At 70.2% G+C, this 16,345-nt stretch carries 22 protein-coding genes; 12 read left to right on the forward strand and 10 right to left on the reverse strand.

What is annotated here, in order from left to right; all coding sequences use genetic code 11:
- Positions 1-23: 23 nt before the first annotated feature.
- Positions 24-515 (reverse strand): hypothetical protein, encoded by a 492-nt coding sequence (locus ASD10_RS04130; RefSeq protein ID WP_056605052.1) that lies wholly within the window; start codon positions 513-515, stop codon positions 24-26.
- Positions 512-1,084, reverse strand: coding sequence for a TetR/AcrR family transcriptional regulator (locus ASD10_RS04135; protein WP_056605055.1), 573 nt, complete (start codon positions 1,082-1,084; stop codon positions 512-514). The genes ASD10_RS04130 and ASD10_RS04135 overlap by 4 nt, the downstream gene beginning before the upstream one ends.
- An 84-nt stretch (positions 1,085-1,168) precedes the next feature.
- On the opposite strand from ASD10_RS04135, the gene ASD10_RS04140 reads away from it, so the two are divergent.
- The 4 genes from ASD10_RS04140 to ASD10_RS18660 all read left to right on the forward strand — a co-directional run bounded on the left by ASD10_RS04140 (position 1,169) and on the right by ASD10_RS18660 (position 3,376).
- Positions 1,169-1,885: an SDR family oxidoreductase gene (locus ASD10_RS04140; RefSeq protein WP_056605058.1), complete on the forward strand. Its 717-nt coding sequence runs from the start codon at positions 1,169-1,171 to the stop codon at positions 1,883-1,885.
- A 64-nt stretch (positions 1,886-1,949) separates the two neighbouring features.
- Positions 1,950-2,372: a hypothetical protein gene (locus ASD10_RS04145; RefSeq protein ID WP_056605062.1), complete on the forward strand. Its 423-nt coding sequence runs from the start codon at positions 1,950-1,952 to the stop codon at positions 2,370-2,372.
- 116 nt (positions 2,373-2,488) lie between these two features.
- Positions 2,489-3,094, forward strand: a complete 606-nt coding sequence (locus ASD10_RS18655; protein ID WP_157432449.1) for a M48 family metallopeptidase — start codon at positions 2,489-2,491, stop codon at positions 3,092-3,094.
- A gap of 81 nt (positions 3,095-3,175) precedes the next feature.
- Complete coding sequence (locus ASD10_RS18660) at positions 3,176-3,376, forward strand: hypothetical protein (RefSeq protein ID WP_157432450.1); 201 nt, start codon at positions 3,176-3,178, stop codon at positions 3,374-3,376.
- Positions 3,377-3,443: 67 nt separating this feature from the next.
- Here the strand turns inward: ASD10_RS18660 and ASD10_RS04155 are convergent, their stop codons facing one another.
- A complete protein-coding gene (locus ASD10_RS04155) occupies positions 3,444-4,088 on the reverse strand; it encodes a CPCC family cysteine-rich protein (RefSeq protein ID WP_056605066.1) in 645 nt (214 codons plus the stop codon).
- Between the two features lie 57 nt (positions 4,089-4,145).
- Positions 4,146-4,547 (reverse strand): DUF6855 family protein, encoded by a 402-nt coding sequence (locus ASD10_RS04160; protein WP_056605069.1) that lies wholly within the window; start codon positions 4,545-4,547, stop codon positions 4,146-4,148.
- A gap of 214 nt (positions 4,548-4,761) precedes the next feature.
- On the opposite strand from ASD10_RS04160, the gene ASD10_RS04165 reads away from it, so the two are divergent.
- Entirely contained in the window at positions 4,762-5,595 is an 834-nt protein-coding gene (locus ASD10_RS04165) for an alpha/beta fold hydrolase (RefSeq protein ID WP_056605073.1), read from the forward strand.
- Positions 5,588-6,160 (forward strand): TetR/AcrR family transcriptional regulator, encoded by a 573-nt coding sequence (locus ASD10_RS04170; RefSeq protein WP_082556014.1) that lies wholly within the window; start codon positions 5,588-5,590, stop codon positions 6,158-6,160. The genes ASD10_RS04165 and ASD10_RS04170 overlap by 8 nt, the downstream gene beginning before the upstream one ends.
- Before the next feature lie 7 nt (positions 6,161-6,167).
- Here the strand turns inward: ASD10_RS04170 and ASD10_RS04175 are convergent, their stop codons facing one another.
- A complete protein-coding gene (locus ASD10_RS04175) occupies positions 6,168-6,797 on the reverse strand; it encodes an FMN-binding negative transcriptional regulator (protein WP_056605076.1) in 630 nt (209 codons plus the stop codon).
- 265 nt (positions 6,798-7,062) lie between these two features.
- On the opposite strand from ASD10_RS04175, the gene ASD10_RS04185 reads away from it, so the two are divergent.
- Positions 7,063-8,190, forward strand: a complete 1,128-nt coding sequence (locus ASD10_RS04185; RefSeq protein WP_082556015.1) for an HNH endonuclease signature motif containing protein — start codon at positions 7,063-7,065, stop codon at positions 8,188-8,190.
- A 13-nt stretch (positions 8,191-8,203) separates the two neighbouring features.
- Here the strand turns inward: ASD10_RS04185 and ASD10_RS04190 are convergent, their stop codons facing one another.
- Together ASD10_RS04190 and ASD10_RS04195 are read right to left on the reverse strand one after the other, a co-directional pair.
- The gene (locus tag ASD10_RS04190) at positions 8,204-8,566 is read right to left on the reverse strand and encodes a hypothetical protein (RefSeq protein WP_056605085.1); all 363 of its coding nucleotides are present in this window, start codon (positions 8,564-8,566) and stop codon (positions 8,204-8,206) included.
- Between the two features lie 2 nt (positions 8,567-8,568).
- Positions 8,569-8,781 (reverse strand): PLDc N-terminal domain-containing protein, encoded by a 213-nt coding sequence (locus ASD10_RS04195; protein WP_056605088.1) that lies wholly within the window; start codon positions 8,779-8,781, stop codon positions 8,569-8,571.
- Positions 8,782-8,907: 126 nt separating this feature from the next.
- Between ASD10_RS04195 and ASD10_RS04200 the strand changes: the two genes are divergently transcribed.
- Positions 8,908-9,300 carry a hypothetical protein gene (locus ASD10_RS04200; RefSeq protein WP_056605092.1) on the forward strand — a complete coding sequence of 131 codons (393 nt, stop codon included), beginning with the start codon at positions 8,908-8,910 and terminating at the stop codon, positions 9,298-9,300.
- Here ASD10_RS04200 and ASD10_RS04205 read toward each other — a convergent pair.
- The 3 genes from ASD10_RS04205 to ASD10_RS04215 are packed head-to-tail and all read right to left on the reverse strand — an operon-like array spanning position 9,293 to position 12,728.
- Positions 9,293-10,912: a long-chain-fatty-acid--CoA ligase gene (locus ASD10_RS04205; RefSeq protein ID WP_056605095.1), complete on the reverse strand. Its 1,620-nt coding sequence runs from the start codon at positions 10,910-10,912 to the stop codon at positions 9,293-9,295. The two genes, ASD10_RS04200 and ASD10_RS04205, sit on opposite strands and share 8 nt — an antisense overlap.
- On the reverse strand, positions 10,909-11,961 hold the full coding sequence (locus tag ASD10_RS04210) for a dihydrodipicolinate reductase (protein WP_056605098.1): 1,053 nt from the start codon (positions 11,959-11,961) through the stop codon (positions 10,909-10,911). Before ASD10_RS04210 ends, ASD10_RS04205 begins: the two co-directional genes overlap by 4 nt.
- Positions 11,958-12,728: an SDR family oxidoreductase gene (locus ASD10_RS04215; RefSeq protein ID WP_056605101.1), complete on the reverse strand. Its 771-nt coding sequence runs from the start codon at positions 12,726-12,728 to the stop codon at positions 11,958-11,960. Before ASD10_RS04215 ends, ASD10_RS04210 begins: the two co-directional genes overlap by 4 nt.
- Before the next feature lie 112 nt (positions 12,729-12,840).
- On the opposite strand from ASD10_RS04215, the gene ASD10_RS04220 reads away from it, so the two are divergent.
- The 4 genes from ASD10_RS04220 to ASD10_RS04235 are packed head-to-tail and all read left to right on the forward strand — an operon-like array spanning position 12,841 to position 16,292.
- Positions 12,841-13,572, forward strand: a complete 732-nt coding sequence (locus ASD10_RS04220; protein WP_056605105.1) for an ABC transporter ATP-binding protein — start codon at positions 12,841-12,843, stop codon at positions 13,570-13,572.
- On the forward strand, positions 13,569-14,276 hold the full coding sequence (locus tag ASD10_RS04225; RefSeq protein WP_056605108.1) for an ABC transporter ATP-binding protein: 708 nt from the start codon (positions 13,569-13,571) through the stop codon (positions 14,274-14,276). Before ASD10_RS04220 ends, ASD10_RS04225 begins: the two co-directional genes overlap by 4 nt.
- 10 nt (positions 14,277-14,286) lie before the next feature.
- On the forward strand, positions 14,287-15,183 hold the full coding sequence (locus ASD10_RS04230) for a branched-chain amino acid ABC transporter permease (protein WP_056605111.1): 897 nt from the start codon (positions 14,287-14,289) through the stop codon (positions 15,181-15,183).
- A complete protein-coding gene (locus ASD10_RS04235; RefSeq protein ID WP_056605115.1) occupies positions 15,180-16,292 on the forward strand; it encodes a branched-chain amino acid ABC transporter permease in 1,113 nt (370 codons plus the stop codon). Before ASD10_RS04230 ends, ASD10_RS04235 begins: the two co-directional genes overlap by 4 nt.
- Positions 16,293-16,345: the final 53 nt, after the last annotated feature.

Below are 16,345 nucleotides of genomic sequence, written 5' to 3' on the forward strand. Positions count from 1 at the left end.
ATCTTCAGCAGCGAGCGATAGGGCTATCGCTCCTCGGCGAGGGTCTTGAGGTTGAGGAGCTGCTTGCGGGCCATGACGAGGTCGCCGACGGCGATAAGGGGGCCGAGGGCGCGGCCGTTGCGGGCGGCGAGCTTCAGGAGGAGTCGGGTCGACTCGCCGTCGTCCCTGAGGACGTATGACATGTACGCGCCCACGAGCTTGGCTGTCAGGTGGACGCCCGGCTCCACCGACAGGACGGTGCCGATCGGACGTCCGGCGGTGGCGGTGAACGGGTCGCCGACCTCGGGGTCGCGCAGTCCTTGCAGCTCGCGGGGTGAGCGGCGGCCGAGGTTGTCGATCCAGTCGTACGAGTAGGGCGCCAGCCGGAGCTGGACGATCCACGGCCACACCTTGTCGGGGGTGGCGTCGACGGTGACTCCCCGCCAGGCCTGCCACGCGGGCCGGGGGACGACGTCGTCGCACGGGTAGTGGCGGCGCGTCTCGGCGTCCGTCACGCCCCAGCGGTCACCGATCACTCGTCGATCGTACGGGCGTTCTCGGCCGGGATCGCGGCCATCGCGGTGCGGGCGATGGCGAGGACCTCGTCGGTCGAGCCCCCGTCTCTGGCGGCGCCTGACATGCCTCGCATGACGGCCAGGAGGAAGGACGCCAGCTCGTCGGGGCGGACGGACGCGGGCAGGTCGCCGTCCGTGACGGCTCGCGCGATGCGATCGGTGAGCTTGCCGTGCAAGGTCTCGCGCTGCGCGGTGAGACGCGGCTCGGTCAGCAGCAGGCAGCCGAGCGGGGTGTCGCTGGCGGTGTGCGCGCGGGCGGTGTCGCCGAGCATCTTCGCGATCGCCTCGTGGACGGACGTGCGGGTCATCGCGGCGTCCACGGCCTCGCACGTCCGGCGGAAGTACAGGTCGGACGCCTCGGTGAAGAGGCTGTCCTTGTCGCCGAACGCCGCGTAGAGGCTCGGGGGAGTCACGCCCATCGCGCTGGTCAGCATCGCGATCGACGTCTCCTCATAGCCGGTCCGCCAGAACTGCTCGACGGCGGCGGCCAGCGCGGTGTCGCGGTCGAAGCTCCTGGGTCTGCCTGCCATCTGGCCAGCATAACGTAGTGACCGTTATGGAATGTGTTATGTTCGAGATCTAATCCATAGTGATCGCTACAGAAAGAGATTCCCATGCAGCTGAACAACGCCGTCGTGCTGGTGACCGGAGCCAACCGAGGCATCGGTGCGCAGTTCGTCGCCCAGCTCAAGGAGCGCGGAGCCTCCAAGATCTACGCCGCGTCGCGCGACGGCGCCGTCGACGTCGAGGGCGTCGAGGCGATCAGGCTCGACGTCACCGACCCCGCCCAGATCGAGGCGGCAGCGGCCGCGGCCGGCGACGTGCAGGTGCTGATCAACAACGCGGGCATCTCGACCGGCACGTCGGTCGTCTCCGGCGACCTGGCCGACATCCGCCGCGAGATGGACACCAACTTCTACGGCCCGCTGCTCATGACCCAGGCCTTCGCCCCGATCCTCAAGGCCAACGGCGGCGGCGCGATCGTCAACGTCGTCTCGGCGCTCTCGTGGTTCACCGTCCCGAGCGCCGGCGCGTACGCCGCGTCGAAGGCCGCCGCCTGGAGCCTCACCGACAGCACGCGCCTCGAGCTCGCCGACCAGGGCACGCAGGTCGTCGGCGTCCACATGGGTCTGGTCGACACCGACATGGCCGCCGCCAGCGACGCCCCCAAGATCTCGCCCGCGTCCCTCGCGGCCGCCGGGCTCGACGCGATCGAGTCGGGCGCCGACGAGGTGCTGGGCGACGACTGGGCCAAGCTCGTGAAGTCGGGCCTGACGCTCAGCCCGTCCGCGCGGTACGAGCAGCTGTTCTCGGCGCTGTCCGGCAGCTGACGGCTTCAGGGCACGGAGTAACCTCACCGATGGTCATCCAACTTATCGAGAGGTTCCTCCACTCATGAAGAACGTGTTCACCACCGGCGGTCACGACACCCTCTCGACAGTTCTCGTGAGCGTCGCCGTGGCGCTGTTCGTCCTCGGCGTCCTGGCCGGCGTGCACCTGTTCTTCACGGGCAAGTCGCGCGCCGCCGGTGCCGTGGCGTCGCTGGCGATCGCCGGAGCCGTGGTGGCGTTCATCTGCTCGACCGACGCCGTGCTCGTCGACCAGGACGCCCGCGTCGACGCCTTCGTCAAGGAGGCCCAGTCCTCCTACGGTCTGCCCCTGACCCACGCGGACGGCGAGCGGGCCTACCGCGCCTACCGCGCGGGCGACGACTCGTTCAAGGTCGACGTCCAGGGCAGCGAGTACGTCCTGGGTCTGGAGGAGAAGGGCGACAAGCTCGTGCTGCTGGTCCTCGGCTCCGAGGCGCGCACCAGCTGACGTCGACTGACGGCGCCAGAGCCTCTGGCCACCTCCGGGTGTGACCAGAGGCCCTCGTCCGGTCGAGGGGGCGGTCGAACAATCGCGGGAAGAGCCCCCGCGAACCGGAAAAGCCGATGAGCCTGCACGAGGAAACGTCTCGTCCGACGGACCGCCCGAGCGGATCGGGGCTGCCGCCCGTCCGCGAGCTCAGGCACCGGGCCGAGGTGCCGATGCTGGTGCTGGCCGGGGTGTCGAGCGTCGTGGCCGTGGCGGTGTTCATCGTCCTGGTGGCGACCAATGCCGACCAGCCCGGCTGGTTGACGTCGGCCGTCGTGCTGATCGTGCTCGGCCCGTTGCTGGCCGGCCTGTTCTTCATCCGCTACATGTACTGGACGACCATCAGCAACGGCGTCGAGGTGACGCCGCGACAGCTGCCGCAGCTCTACGAGCTGTTCGCCGAGCTCGGCGGACGTCTGGGCATGACGCCTGACGGCGAGGGGCTGCTGAAGCTGCCGCGTCTGTACGTGACGAACGGCAACGGCGTGTTCAACGCCTACGCCACCAAGTGTCGGATCCGGCGGGGCTACGTCGTCATCTACTCCGACCTGCTCGACATCGCCTTTCTCAACGGCGACTTCGAGACGATCCGGTTCGTCCTCGGGCACGAGCTCGGCCACATCCACTGCCGCCACGTGAGCGTCTGGCGCACGATCCTGCGTCCGATCTCGCGGATCCTGTAGATCGGGCCCAGCGTCTCGCGCGCCCAGGAGTACTCCGCCGACCGGGTCGGGAGCCTGCTGGCGCCCGAGGGCGTGATGGGCATGATCGGCCTCTTCGCCGGCAAGCACATGAGCAAGCACGTCGACATCGACGCCTACTTCGACTCCGTCGCCGACCACGAGGACGGGTTCTGGCTCAAGCTCGCCAACTTCCGCGCTGACCACGCGGTCGGGTTCCGCCGCATGACCGCCCTGCGCCGGGTGCCCGACGAGGGCTGGGACGTCCACGGACGGATGCTCTGACGTCGGGTGCTGCTCGGACTGCGCCGTTTTGAAGGTGCCCCAGCGAGTCTGGCCCGGGCAGATGCCGCTACCTGGCGAAGCTGAAACGGATCGTGCCCGTGCGCACTTCCTCCCACCGCTGCCGGTAGGTGCGCGGTCGGGCGTGCCGGACCATCCACGCAGCGGTACGGAGGGGGTGTCCGCGGTAGTAGCCCTCGTCGGTCATCAGCCGGGACGCGAACCGGATGTGTGTGGACGACATGGGCACCCCGTGCTCGCTCGTGATCTGGCGCAGCCGGTCCCTCACCTCTCGGTAGGACAGGTCGGGGGCCTCCGCGCGCAGCGTCTCGACGTCCGAGTTGTACCCCTCCATCGGTCCTTCCGGATCGGCAGCCGTCTCCTTGGCGTGGCGCCGGCGATCTTCGTCGAAGCTCCGCATGTAGTCAGCGCCAGCTTGGTCTGCGCGTGCCATCAGCTCGGGTGTGCGCTCGAGCGGACGCCAGGCCGGGTCGCGTGCTTTCTTCTTGCGGGGCGCGCGGACCGTGCCCTCCCGTTGCCGGTAGGGGCGATCGTCCGTCAGGAACGCATGCTGGGCCTCGACGAGCGACTGGCCGTTGGGGCCGCTGATCTCCCAGGGTTCAGTGCCCTCGTCCTCCCACCAGCAGACCGGGCACAGCTCGTAGTCGCCGCGGCTGGGCAGGGTGCGGTAGCCGCAGCAGGGGCACGGATGCATGGGGCGATTGTGTCCTACTCGGTGCCAGCTCCAGCGTGGCGGCGAGCTTCCTGCCCTTCACGTCGCCCGCATGCGGTTGTTGCGCTTCTCGTGGGTCAGCTCGGCCAGGCCGAGCTCCTCGAGCAGCGGCGGCAGGTACATGCCGAACCGCCCCCGGTAGCCCGTGCGCCGGCCGTACCACCCGCCGACCGGGTTGGCGTCCGACCTGCCCCAGGCCTCGACGCTGCCGGGAGCCGCGGGCTTGTTCTCGTCGGCCGCGCCGAGCGGGACCCAGTCCTCTTCAGTCTGCAACCAGGCGTGGAGGTCGCCGATCGCGCGGGCGAGGTAGGTCAGCCGGGTCGAGCCCACCTGACAGACGAGCAGGGCCGGCTCCGACTCCTCGTCGAGGTGCATCGTGTACGTCGACGACCCGGGGGGAGTGGTGAGACGCCACGGGTCTTTGCTCGTTCCGTCAGCCATGGGTGGCCCCTCCCTGAAAGGCCGGGGTCGACTGCCCGGCGGGTCCGTCGGCCTCCTGCCATGGTGCTCGCGCCGCGCGGACTTCGGCCTGGCCACAGGGCCCGGGAGGAGGGGGCCTTGGTCGCCAGCTGGCGGCGTCTCGTCATCACTGGCTAAGTGTGTTAGCTTATGGCTAACAACATAAGCCAGCACGACGACGCACACGGAGGACGACATGACCGAGTTCCTGGAGATCGACGGCGGCACCCTCGCCTACGACCTGACCGGCACCGCCGGCCCGCTGGTGGTGCTCGCCCACGGCATGGGCGACAGCCGCGAGGCCTACCGCTTCCTGGCGCCGATGCTGGTCGAGGCCGGCTACCGCGTCGCGGCGGTCGACCTGCGCGGCTGCGGTGAGTCGAGCGTCGACTGGCCGGCGTACACGCGCACCGACATCGCCGGGGACCTGGTCGCCCTGGTGCGCCACCTCGGCGGGCCGGCGGTGCTGGTCGGGCACTCCATCGCCGGCGGCGCCGTGACCATTGCGGCGGCGACGGCACCCGAGCTGGTCGCCGCGGCCGTCGAGCTCGCGCCCTTCACCCGCAAGCAGTCGATCGGCCTCGGCGACCTGCGGTCGTCCGCCTTCCGTCGCGGCATGCTGCGGCTGGTGGGTACGACCGTGCTCGGCAGCACGAAGCAGTGGGCCAAGTACCTCGACGTCGCGTACCCCGGCACCAAGCCCGCCGACTGGGACGCGCGCCTGCAGCAGGTCACCGCGATGCTCGAGCAGCCGGGACGCATGAAGGTGCTGCAGAAGATGGGCAACGCGTCGCCCGCCGACGCCGGCGAGCAGCTGGCCAACGTCCGCTGCCCCGTGCTGGTCGTGCAGGGGAGCGCCGACCCCGACTGGGCCGCGCCACTGGCCGAGGGCGAGGCGGTCGTCGCCGAGCTGCCCGCCGGCCTGGGCCGGCTCGACGTCATCGACGGCGCCGGGCACTACCCGCACGTCCAGTACCCTGCCGAGGTGGCCGCCTCGATGCTGACGTTCCTGGACGGCGTCCGTGCCTAGGGCGGGCCTCGACACCGACACCGTCGTCGCCGCCGGCGCCGACCTCGCCGACGAGATCGGGTTCGCCAACCTGACGATGGGACGGCTGGCCGAACGGGTCGGCGTCCGCACCCCGTCGCTCTACAAGCACGTCGCCAGCCAGGACGACCTGGTGCGTCGCATCGCTGCCGTGGGGCTGACCGGTGCCGGTGACGCGATCGGCTCGGCCATCCAGGGTCGCTCCGGCCGTGACGCCCTCGGCGCCGCGGCCCGCGCCCTGCGGGAGTTCGTGCTCGCCCACCCCGGCCGGTACGCCGCGACGGTCGGCCTCGAACCCACCGGGCCGGACGACCCGCTCGCCGTCGCCGCCGCCACGAGCATGGGGCCCTTCACCGCGGTGCTGCGTGGCTACGACATCGCCCCCGACGACATGACGAACGCCCTGCGCGCGCTGCGCAGCGCCTTCCACGGCTTCGCCACGATCGAGTCGGCCGGGGGCTTCCAGTGGTCGACCGACACCGACGAGAGCTTCGACTGGCTCGTCGACCTCATCGACACCGGCCTGCGCGCCAAGCCTGCGGGGTAGGTGTCTCTCACTCGCGTGCGAGTGAGGCGGCCATCGCCTCGGCCACGCCGAGGTCGCCGGGACGACCGTCCGCCCGCAGGCCCTCGACGACGCCGGTGCGGTCGGCGTCCGAGCGGTTCTGGCTCAGCTTCGCCTTGCCCTCGACGCCGGTCACCGTGATCTCGACGCCGACGATGCCGCGCAGCTGGCCCTCGACGTAGGAGTCCGGCGCGTCACTGACGTGCCACGGCTCTGCACGCCGACCCTCGTGGTGGTCGGTCAGCTCGGTGACGGCGGCGCGCAGCCACTCGGGGTCGTCGTGCACCCGGGCCGTCCCGGTCAGGTGGACCGCGCTGTAGTTCCACGTGGGCACGACCTTGCCGTGCTCGGCCTTCGCGGGGTACCAGCTCGGCGAGACGTAGGCGTCCGGACCCGTCACGATCAGCAGCGCCGGTGTGTCGTCGTCGATCTCGCGCCAGTGCGGGTTCGCCCTCGCGAAGTGGGCGACGACGGTGTCGCCCGTCCAGACGAACGGCAGCAGCGTCGCGGCCGGAGGCGCTCCGGCCCGGCTGGTCGCCAGCCAGCCCACGCGGACGGCGGCGGCGAAGTCGCGCAGCTCGGTCTCGTCGTCTGCGCGGTTGAACGGTGGGGTGTACATGCGCCCGACTCTACGGAGAGGCGGTGGCTGACTTCAGGCGTGTACGGCGAAGAGCGCGGCGACAGCAGCGATCATGAGGACGGCGTTGACCGTCCAGCTGCGCCAGCCGCTCTTGAGCGTGTCGGGCAGGGAGCGGGCCTGATACATGACGTGAGCGTAGCGACAGTCGGTCGCGGACGCACCCGGAAAGAAGCCGTTCAAGGCGTCGTGCACAACCTTGGTCTCGCTACGGTTGAGTGTCGGTGGTGGCGTCTAGGTTTGAGGTATGGCCACTTCGACTGCTGCTTCGATCGACGTCCTGGGCGACGTCGCTCGGGAGCAGGCGCGTGCTGAGGCGCGGTCGGTGGTGGCGATGCTGGAGTTCCGTGACGCCGAGATCGAGCGGACCGCGGCGCTGGAGTCGCCGATGCGTCGGCTGGTCGAGCGCGGCGCCATTGCTCTGGCCATCGGCGAGGCGATGGGTCTTTCTGAGGGTCAGGCGGTGCACCGGTTGGCGTTCGCCGACCGCGTGCGCGACCACTCGCCCACGACGTGGGAAGCGTTCCTCGACGGTCGTGTCGACCTGGTCCGTGTGCGCGAGATCGGGCACACGATCGGCCAGCTCAAGCGCACCGAGTCGGTCCACCGGCTCGACCGCAGGGTCGTGGAGTACGCGCAGACCCACACGGTCGCCGAGCTGCGGGCGTGGTTGAAGCGGTTCGTTCGCCGGGTCGAGGCCGATCTGGCGATCGAGCGGGCCGAGGACGAACGCACCAAGCGGCACGTCAGCATTCAGCACGGTGACGACTCGATGGGCTACCTGGGCGCCTACCTGCCGTCGCACGAGCTCGCCGCGATCGCCGACCGCCTCCGCAAGGGCGCCCGTCGTGGCGTCGACCCCGACGACGACCGCACCGTCGCCCAGCGTGAGGCCGACCTGCTGGTCGCGTGGTGCACCGACTCCGAGGCCACCGAGGCCGCGATCGATGCGAACATCGGCGTCACGATCGGCGCGGACGTCCTGGCCGGCGCGAACCCCGGTTTCGCCGAGTCCACCGACGGCACCTGGGGCGTCCCCGCGCAGTGGATTGCCGACGTGGTCGGTTCGGGCAGCGTGTTCTGGCACCGCATCATCACCGACCCGGTCGGCGACGACGTCCTGGCCCACGAGTACCTCGGACGGTTCGCCCCGGATGTTCTCAATGTGGCGTTGAGATTCTTGTACGGGACCTGTCAGGGGCCGGGCTGCATGGTCCCGGCCGAACGATGCGACATCGACCATCGGATTCCATTTCCCGAAGGCCCCACCCGGGGCGACAACCTCGGACCGTTGTGCCGACGACACCACACCTACAAGGGCCACGGCATCCTGCACTGGACCACCAGACCCGAGCCGGCACGACCGGCCGCCTGACCGACGTAGATCGTCAGCTCCGACGGTCTGCGTCGGCGCGCTCGCGGATGCGGGCGCGGAACAGCACCACGACCGCGGTCAACACTGCTGACGGGATGGTCAGCCACAGCGACCAGAGGGCGGCGGTCCGATAAACGTCGCGCCCGGACGTGGCGTGGGCAAGGAAGAGCGTCGCCGTCGCGGTCCTGAAGTGGCGAACGATCGCCCAACCGCTGGCCACGATGAGTGCGCCCGGGAAGTACACGGCGACCAGAGGCGCCGACGAGCTCAGCGGCTTGATCAGACTGAGTGTGAAGCAGGCCAAGAGCTCCGCGTGCAGCTTCCACGACCCGAGCCAGAGGTGAGAGAAGTCTTCGTCCTCCTGGTGCTCAGTCACCCCTAACGTCGGCCGGCCGCGAAGTACGCGAGCGGGCCGACCGGCTGGACGAACAGCGCAAGTGCCCAGACGGCCTTCGGCCCGCGCACCTGAGGAGACGGACGGCGAGCGAGGTCGCGCAGCGCTGCCGCCGTGAGCGCCGCCTCGACCGCCCCGACGACGCTGATCGCCCTTCGCTGGTTGACGGGCAGATCGGACCACCTCTTCTGTGCCATGGCCTGACGCTAGCCGAGCCGCCAAGCGCGGATCTTGTCACCGGCATGACAAGAATCGACGTGTCGCGCCACAGATTCCGACATTCCCTGGCGCGCAGGAATGCCTGCGGCCTACGTTTGAGGGAGATGATCAGAATTGAGCCCCTGGTGCGCATCGCGTCGACGTCGGCGCTCGCCACTGCACTCGGGCTGGCAGCAGTGAGCGCGGTCTTCCTGATCGATGGCACGAATGTGCCGGTCGAAGATGCGCGGCAAACTGTTGACGTCATCACGCCGCCAGCAACTGCCGACGAGCTGGACGCCGCCGCGCAGCGGCTGGTGCAGTCGGCTGTGGGGCGGCGTGTGGGGGTCTCGACCGTCTCCCGCCGGGACGGAGGAGGCTTGCAGGTCGATCTCGTCGGGCGGGAGCCGAGCGTTGACGACAAGCAAAAGCTTGCCCGGGCAGCAGGCGTCCCGCTGTCGGGCATCAGCTACACGCCCGACAACGGGTTGACCTACCTGCCCGAGAAGCTCAGCTGAACTGCTCGCGCAGGCTCCGCTTGAGCAGCTTGCCGCTCGCGTTCAGGGGCAGGGTATCCACGAACGCGACGGCCGTCGGGCACTTGTAGTGGGCCAGACGCTCACGGGCCCACGAGATCAGCTCGGCCTCGGTCACCTCGGCGTTGGGCGCGGGGACGACGACGGCCAGCGGCGACTCGCCCCACGTGGCCGACGGGACGCCGACGACGGCGACCTGGGCGACGGCCGGGTGCTCGGTCAGCAGGCTCTCGACCTCGGCGGGGAAGATGTTCTCGCCGCCCGAGACGATCATGTCCTTGATCCGGTCGTGCAGGTAGAGGTAGCCGTCGGCGTCGATCGAGCCGCCGTCACCGGAGCGCAGCCAGCCGTCCGGGGTGATCGTCGCGGTGGTCGCCTCCTCGTTGCGCCAGTAGCGCTTCATGACGTGGGCGCCGCCGATCCACACCTCGCCGCGCTCGCCGACCGGCTTGTCCTCGAGCGTCACCGGGTCGACGATGCGGATCGGGATGTTCGGCATCGGACGCCCGACCGACCGCAGCCGCTGCGCCGTCTCGGGCGTCGGACGGTGGTCGTCGGGCGACAGCATCGTGACGCCGCCGGTCGACTCGGTCAGTCCGTAGCTCTGCAGGAACTTGCAGCCCAGCAGCGCCGTCGCCTCGCGCAGGACGGGCTCGGGCATCGGTGACGAGCCGTAGACCATGTACTTGAGCGCTGACCAGTCCGCGGTCTGCGCCTCGGGGATCGCGATGAGGAACTGGATGACCGTCGGCACCGCGACGGCGTGCGTGACCTTCTCCTCCTGCAGGATCTGGCACAGGTCGGCCGGTGAGGTCGGGTTGCGCAGCAGCAGAGCGCTGCCGTTGACGTTGCTGACCAGGGCCAGGCCGAGACCCGAGACGTGGAAGAACGGCACCGGCGCCAGCGCGATCGACGTCGTGTCGAGCTCGAGCACGTAGTGCATCGCCGCGATGGCCTTGCCGAGGTTCGGCCCCGTCAGCTCGATGCCCTTGGGGCGTCCGGTCGTGCCGGACGTGTAGAACATCAGCGCCGTCTCGTCGGGCCCGCGCGAGTAGCCCGGGTCGTCGTCCGAGACGCCCTCGAGCCACGCGTCGTACGCGACGCTGTGCGGCCCGGCCTCGACCGTCACGACGGTGCGGACGCTCGGGACGGCGGCAGCGGCCTCGGCGAGGCGCTCCTCGCCGCGGCCGAGCACCACGACCGACGGCTCGCCGTTGCCGAGGATGTACTCGATCTCGGGCACCGCCAGGCGGAAGTTCAGCGCTGTCGGCACGGCACCCATCTTCGAGGCGCCGTAGAGGACGGCGAGGAACGACGGCGCGTTCTCGCCGATGTAGGCCACCCGGTCGCCGGCCTGCACGCCGTCGCGCAGCAGCGCCTGCGCCACGCGGCTCGCGTGCCGGTCGAGCTCGGCGAACGACGTCACGCCGGACGGCTGGATGATCGCGGGCAGGTCGGGGGTCGCCGCGGCACGACGTCGCGGGACGTCCTCGAGCCGCTCGACCCGCGAGCCGTCCGCATGCAGCGCGTACTCGGGATCGCGGTACTCCGGCGGGACGGGGGTCAGGACGTGGGAACCCAGCTGCGTGCTCATCGTGCCTCCATCTGGAACGGTGCGAACACCGGCGGTTCGAAGATCCCGGCCGGCGCCTCGACGACCGGGCGGATCGCGCGCAGCGCTGGGCCGGCGGTGACGTACTGGCCGGCGGTGGTGCGGCTGCCGGGCTCGTCCGGCTCGACCATGTTGAGCGTCACGACCATCTCGGGCTTGCCGTAGAAGTGGATCGTCCACTCGTCGCGACCCGCGTACTCGGGCAGGTCGGGCTCCATCGTCCAGATGATCGCGAGGGTCAGGAACGGCTTGCCGCCGACCATCGCGTGCCAGCGCCACTCGGTGCTGCCGACGGTGCCGGCGGGGATGTGGCCGGCGGCGACCTCGAGGTCTCGGCTCGCGGGGACGACCCGGTGGTCGGGCTTGATCTCGTCGTACGTGACGCCCATGCGCTCGCACATGAACGCGATCGTCTCGAGGTACAGGGACGCGTAGAGCGTCGGCAGGGGGCCGGATCCGTCGAGCTTGGCGGGGTCGGAGCCCATGCCCATGACGGTGAACGCGAAGTCGGGGTCGGGCATCTTGCGGGCGTCGAGCACCTCGTCGATCGTGATGGCGTCGAGCTCGTACGACGCGCCCGTCAGGCCCAGCGCCAGGCGCTCGCCGATGATGCCGGGGCTGACGCCGATGCCGAACAGCGTGCTGTCGCCCTCGGTGCACGCGTCGAGGAACATGCGCTCGCGCTCGCTGCCGTGCGCGCGGGGGAAGTGCTGGCCCGCCGTCGTGATGACGTCGATGCCGGCGCGCAGCAGCTTCAGCAGGTCGGCGTCGTGCTTCTCGTACGGCACCTGCAGGCGCGGCGCGTGCATCAGGACGTCCGGACGGGTGGCGATCAGCTCGTCGACGTCGCGGGTCGCGATGACCCCGGTGGTGTCGCGGCGGGCGATGTCGCCGGCGTCGCGGCCGACCTTCTTGTCGCCGTAGACGTATAGGCCCACGAGCTCGAGGTCGGGACGGTCGATGACGCCGCGCAGGATCGTCTTGCCGACCGCACCGGTCGCCCACTGGGCGACCCGGATCGGGGCGCTCATGCCTTGGTCCGCAGCTCGGTCGCGAACAGCAGCTTGCCGAGGCCGCGCTCGTAGCGGACGGGGTCCATCGCCAGGCGTGCCCGCGACTCGACGGCCATGCGGTCGGTGTCGGTCGTCCACTCGCCGCGCGACATGGCCTTGAGGCCGGCCTTCGCGATGTCGCGCGGGTCCTCCTTGTCGCCGTCGACGTGCGCCGCCATGCGGGTGTCGACCGAGCCGACGATCAGCGACGTGACGGTGATGCCGTCGGGCTCGAGCTCGGCGCGGGCGATGCCGCCCAGGTAGAGCGTCGCGGCCTTGGCGGGGGAGTAGCCCCCCATGAACGCGGTCGGCGCGATCGCCGCGACCGACAGGACGTTGACGATCGAGCCGCCGCCGTTGCCGGCGATGACCGGCGCGAACGCGCGGATCGCGGCCAGGGGGGCGAAGTAGTTGACCTCCATCTCGCGACGGGCCGCGTCGGGGTCGGTCGCCTTCACGAGGCGGTCCTGCGCGTGCAGGCCGGCGTTGTTGACCAGCACCGTCGCGTCGCTGCAGTGGGCCGCGGCCGCGGCGACGTCGTCGGCGCTCGTGACCTCGAGCTGGACGATCTCGGCACCCGTGGCCCTCAGCCCGTCGGTGACGTCGGACGTGTCGCGCACGCCGGCGTAGACCTTGGCCGCGCCCTTGGCGAGGGCCTCCTGCACGAAGGCCAGGCCGATGCCGCGATTGGCCCCGGTGACGACGAGGACGGCTCCCTCGACAGGTGCTCCGCGCAGCGTGCTCATGGATGTGGTCCTTCCGGTTGTGGGGCGCAAGCATGGTTGACGACTCGCTCCGTTTACTGTAGTAATCTGTATCACACTGTTAACTGAAGTGTCACGCACAGAGAGGTCCCCGGTGTCCCCACACACAAGCGTCCTGACCCTCGACGAGGTGTCGATCGAGTTCGGCGGCATCACCGCGCTCGACGGCGTCACGTTCGACGTCAGGGCCGGCCAGATCTGCGGCCTGATCGGTCCCAACGGCGCCGGGAAGACCACGCTGTTCAACTGCATCACCCGCATCTACCAGCCCAGCGGCGGCCGCATCACGTGGAAGGGCGACGACCTGCTGAAGGTGCGCCCGCACGCGCTGGCGTCCGCCGGCATCGCCCGGACGTTCCAGAACCTCGCGCTGTTCGGCGGCATGACGGTCTTCGAGAACACGATGGCCGGCGGCTCGTCCGTCAAGGGCGGCAAGCGGCAGATGCGTGACCGCGCCTGGGCGCTGATCGAGCGCCTCGAGCTCGTCGACGTCGCCGACCACCACGCCGCCGGCCTGCCGTTCGGCACGCTCAAGCGCGTCGAGCTGGCCCGCGCCCTCATGTCGGAGCCGCAGCTGCTGCTGCTCGACGAGCCCGCCGGCGGACTGACGCACAGCGAGGTCAAGGAGCTCGGCGACCTGATCGTGTCGCTGCGCGACGAGTTCGGCTTCGCGGCCCTGCTCGTCGAGCACCACATGGGTCTCGTGCTGGGCATCTCCGACCACGTCGTCGCGCTCGACTTCGGCCACAAGATCTTCGAGGGCACGCCCGCCGAGGTCAAGGACAACCCCGCGGTCGTCGCGGCCTACCTGGGACGTGCCGCATGACGCTCCTGACGATCGAGGACCTGCACGCGGGCTACGGGCCCAGCGACGTCCTGCACGGGCTGTCGATGACGGTCGAGGCCGGCGAGGTCGTCGTCGTGCTCGGCGCCAACGGTGCCGGCAAGACCACGACGATGCGCGCCATCGCGGGCCTGATCGGCCGCCGCGGCACGATCGAGCTCGACGGCGTCCCGCTGGGCCGCCGCCCCGAGCAGGTCGTCGGCAGCGGCATCAGCCTCGTGCCCCAGGGCCGCGGGACGCTCGGCCAGCTCAGCGTGCTCGACAACCTGCTCGTCGGCGCCGCGCTGCGCACCGACAAGGACGGCGTCCAGGCCGACATCGACCGCTGGTGCGAGGTCTTCCCCGTCCTCGGACGCCGGCAGGGCCAGCTCGCCGGCTCGCTGTCGGGAGGCGAGCAGCAGATGCTGGCCGTCGCCCGCGCGCTCATGTCGCGTCCGCGCCTGCTGCTGTGCGACGAGCCGAGCCTCGGTCTCGCGCCGATCGTCGTGCAGGAGCTGTTCGCGACGCTGTCGGAGATCAACAAGACCGACGGCACCGCGCTGATGATCGTCGAGCAGAACGCCGAGCTCGCGATGGACCTGGCCAGCCGCGTCTACCTGCTGGACGTCGGCACGATCGCCGCGACCGGCACCCCCGCCGACTTCCGGGCCGACGACGCCGTGCGCGCCGCCTACCTGGGCTACTAGGAGACAAGAGATGGAACTCTTCCTCGAACGACTCATCTCGGGTCTCACGAACGGCTCGATCTACGCCCTGCTCGCGCTGGCGCTGGTCGTGGTGTTCCGTGGCACCGGGACGCTCAACTTCGCGCAGGGCGAGCTGGCCCTGTTCACGACGTTCGTCGCGTGGTGGCTCACGACCCAGTCGATCCCCGTGTGGATCGCGATCGTCGCGGCCCTCGTGCTCGGCTTCGTCATGGGGGCGCTGATCGAGCGGACGCTCATCAGGCCCGTGCAGAGACGCAACGACATGGCGGTGCTGATCGTCGCGCTGGGCCTCTTCACGGGGCTCAACTCGCTGGCCGGCCTGCTGTGGGGCTCGGAGACCAAGATCATGCCGAGCCCGTTCCCCAACGGCCTGGACGACTACGTGTCGATCGGCGGCGCCCGGCTCTACTTCGACGCCCTCGGCGTCTGGGGCGCGCTCATCGTCCTGATGTTCCTCATGACGCTGCTGTTCAAGAAGACCAAGATCGGCCTGCACATGCGGGCCGTGGCCGACAACCCCGAGTCGGCGACGCTCGCCGGCGTCCGCACGAGCCGCGTGCTCGCGATCGGCTGGGGCCTGTCGGGAGCGATCGGCGCGCTGGCCGGCGTCCTCGTGACACCCCTGGCGCCGCAGCAGCTGGGCCTGACGACGATGTTCTCGATCTTCATCGCCGCCTCGGCCGCAGCCCTGTTCGGCGGGCTCGACAGCCTCGTCGGCGCGATCGTCGGCGGGCTCGTGATCGGCGTGCTCGAGGCGATGCTGACCGGCTACATCTCGATCATCGGCGGCTCGCTGCAGCAGACGTCCGCGCTCATCATCATCGTCGCGATCCTCTTCGTGCGACCCAACGGCCTGTTCGGCACCCAGAAGCTGGTGAGGGTATGACGACCATCGACACCCCCGAGAAGACCGTCGCGCCGCGTCCGTCCAGGACGCCCAAGCCCCGGCGACGCATCGTCGTCGAGGGGTCCGCCAAGCACCGCGGCATCCAGGCGCTGTCGGCGCTGCTGGTCGTGCTGTTCCTGCTGTGGGCGGCCTCGCAGCCGCTGTTCCGCGTCGGCCAGTTCACCAACGTGTTCATCATCGCGATCGCGATCGTCGGGCTGAACCTCGTGACGGGCTATACCGGCCTGCTGTCGATCGGCCACTCGGCGTTCTTCGGCCTCGGCGCCTACACGACCGGCATCCTCATCACGAAGTACGAGTTCGCGCCGATGAGCACGATCCCCGTCGCGGTCGTGCTGAGCTTCGTCGTCGGCCTCGCGGTCGGTCTGCCGTCGCTGCGCATCAAGGGGCTCTACCTCGCCCTCGTGACGCTGGCCGTCGGCGTGTCCTTCCCCGAGATCGTGCGCCGCGCCGAGGACCTGACGGGCGGGGCGACCGGCCTGGTCATCCGCTCGCGGTTCCTCGCGCCCCCGGAGTGGACGGGCCTGGTGCGCGCCGAGCGCGGCATCTGGATGTTCTGGCTGTCGGCCGTGACGCTGATGCTCGTCATGCTGCTGGCCCGGTTCCTGGTCCGCAGCCGGTTCGGCCTGGCGATGATGGCCTCGCGCGACCACGAGATCGCGGCGGCCGCCAACGGCGTCAACGTCGCGCGCACCAAGATCCTGGCGTTCGGCATCTCCGGCGCCATCACGGGTCTGGCCGGCTCGCTGTTCGCGCAGTACATCGGTGCCCTGTCGCCCGACGGCTCGTTCACGCTGCTCAAGTCGATCGAGCTCGTCACGGGTCTGGTGCTCGGCGGCATCGCGACGCAGATCGGGCCCGTCGTCGGCGCGTTCGCGGTCGTGTTCCTGCCGTACTACACGGCGTCGTTCACGTCCGGCCCGCTCTCGGGCGTCGTCTTCGGCGCCCTGCTCATCGCGATCGTCTTCGTGATGCCGGAGGGGATCGTCGGACGCCTGACGCTGCTCAGCCGCAAGGTCGTCACGTTCCTGCCGGCCGACCACCCGTCACGCCGGAAGGGGGAGCGGCCACCCGAAGAACCCACCTGACCTCATCTCTCTCGGGACACCGCACCACCCACCAGCACCACCACCCCTTCACA

The organism is Aeromicrobium sp. Root472D3, assembly GCF_001426485.1.
Taxonomy (GTDB): domain Bacteria; phylum Actinomycetota; class Actinomycetes; order Propionibacteriales; family Nocardioidaceae; genus Aeromicrobium.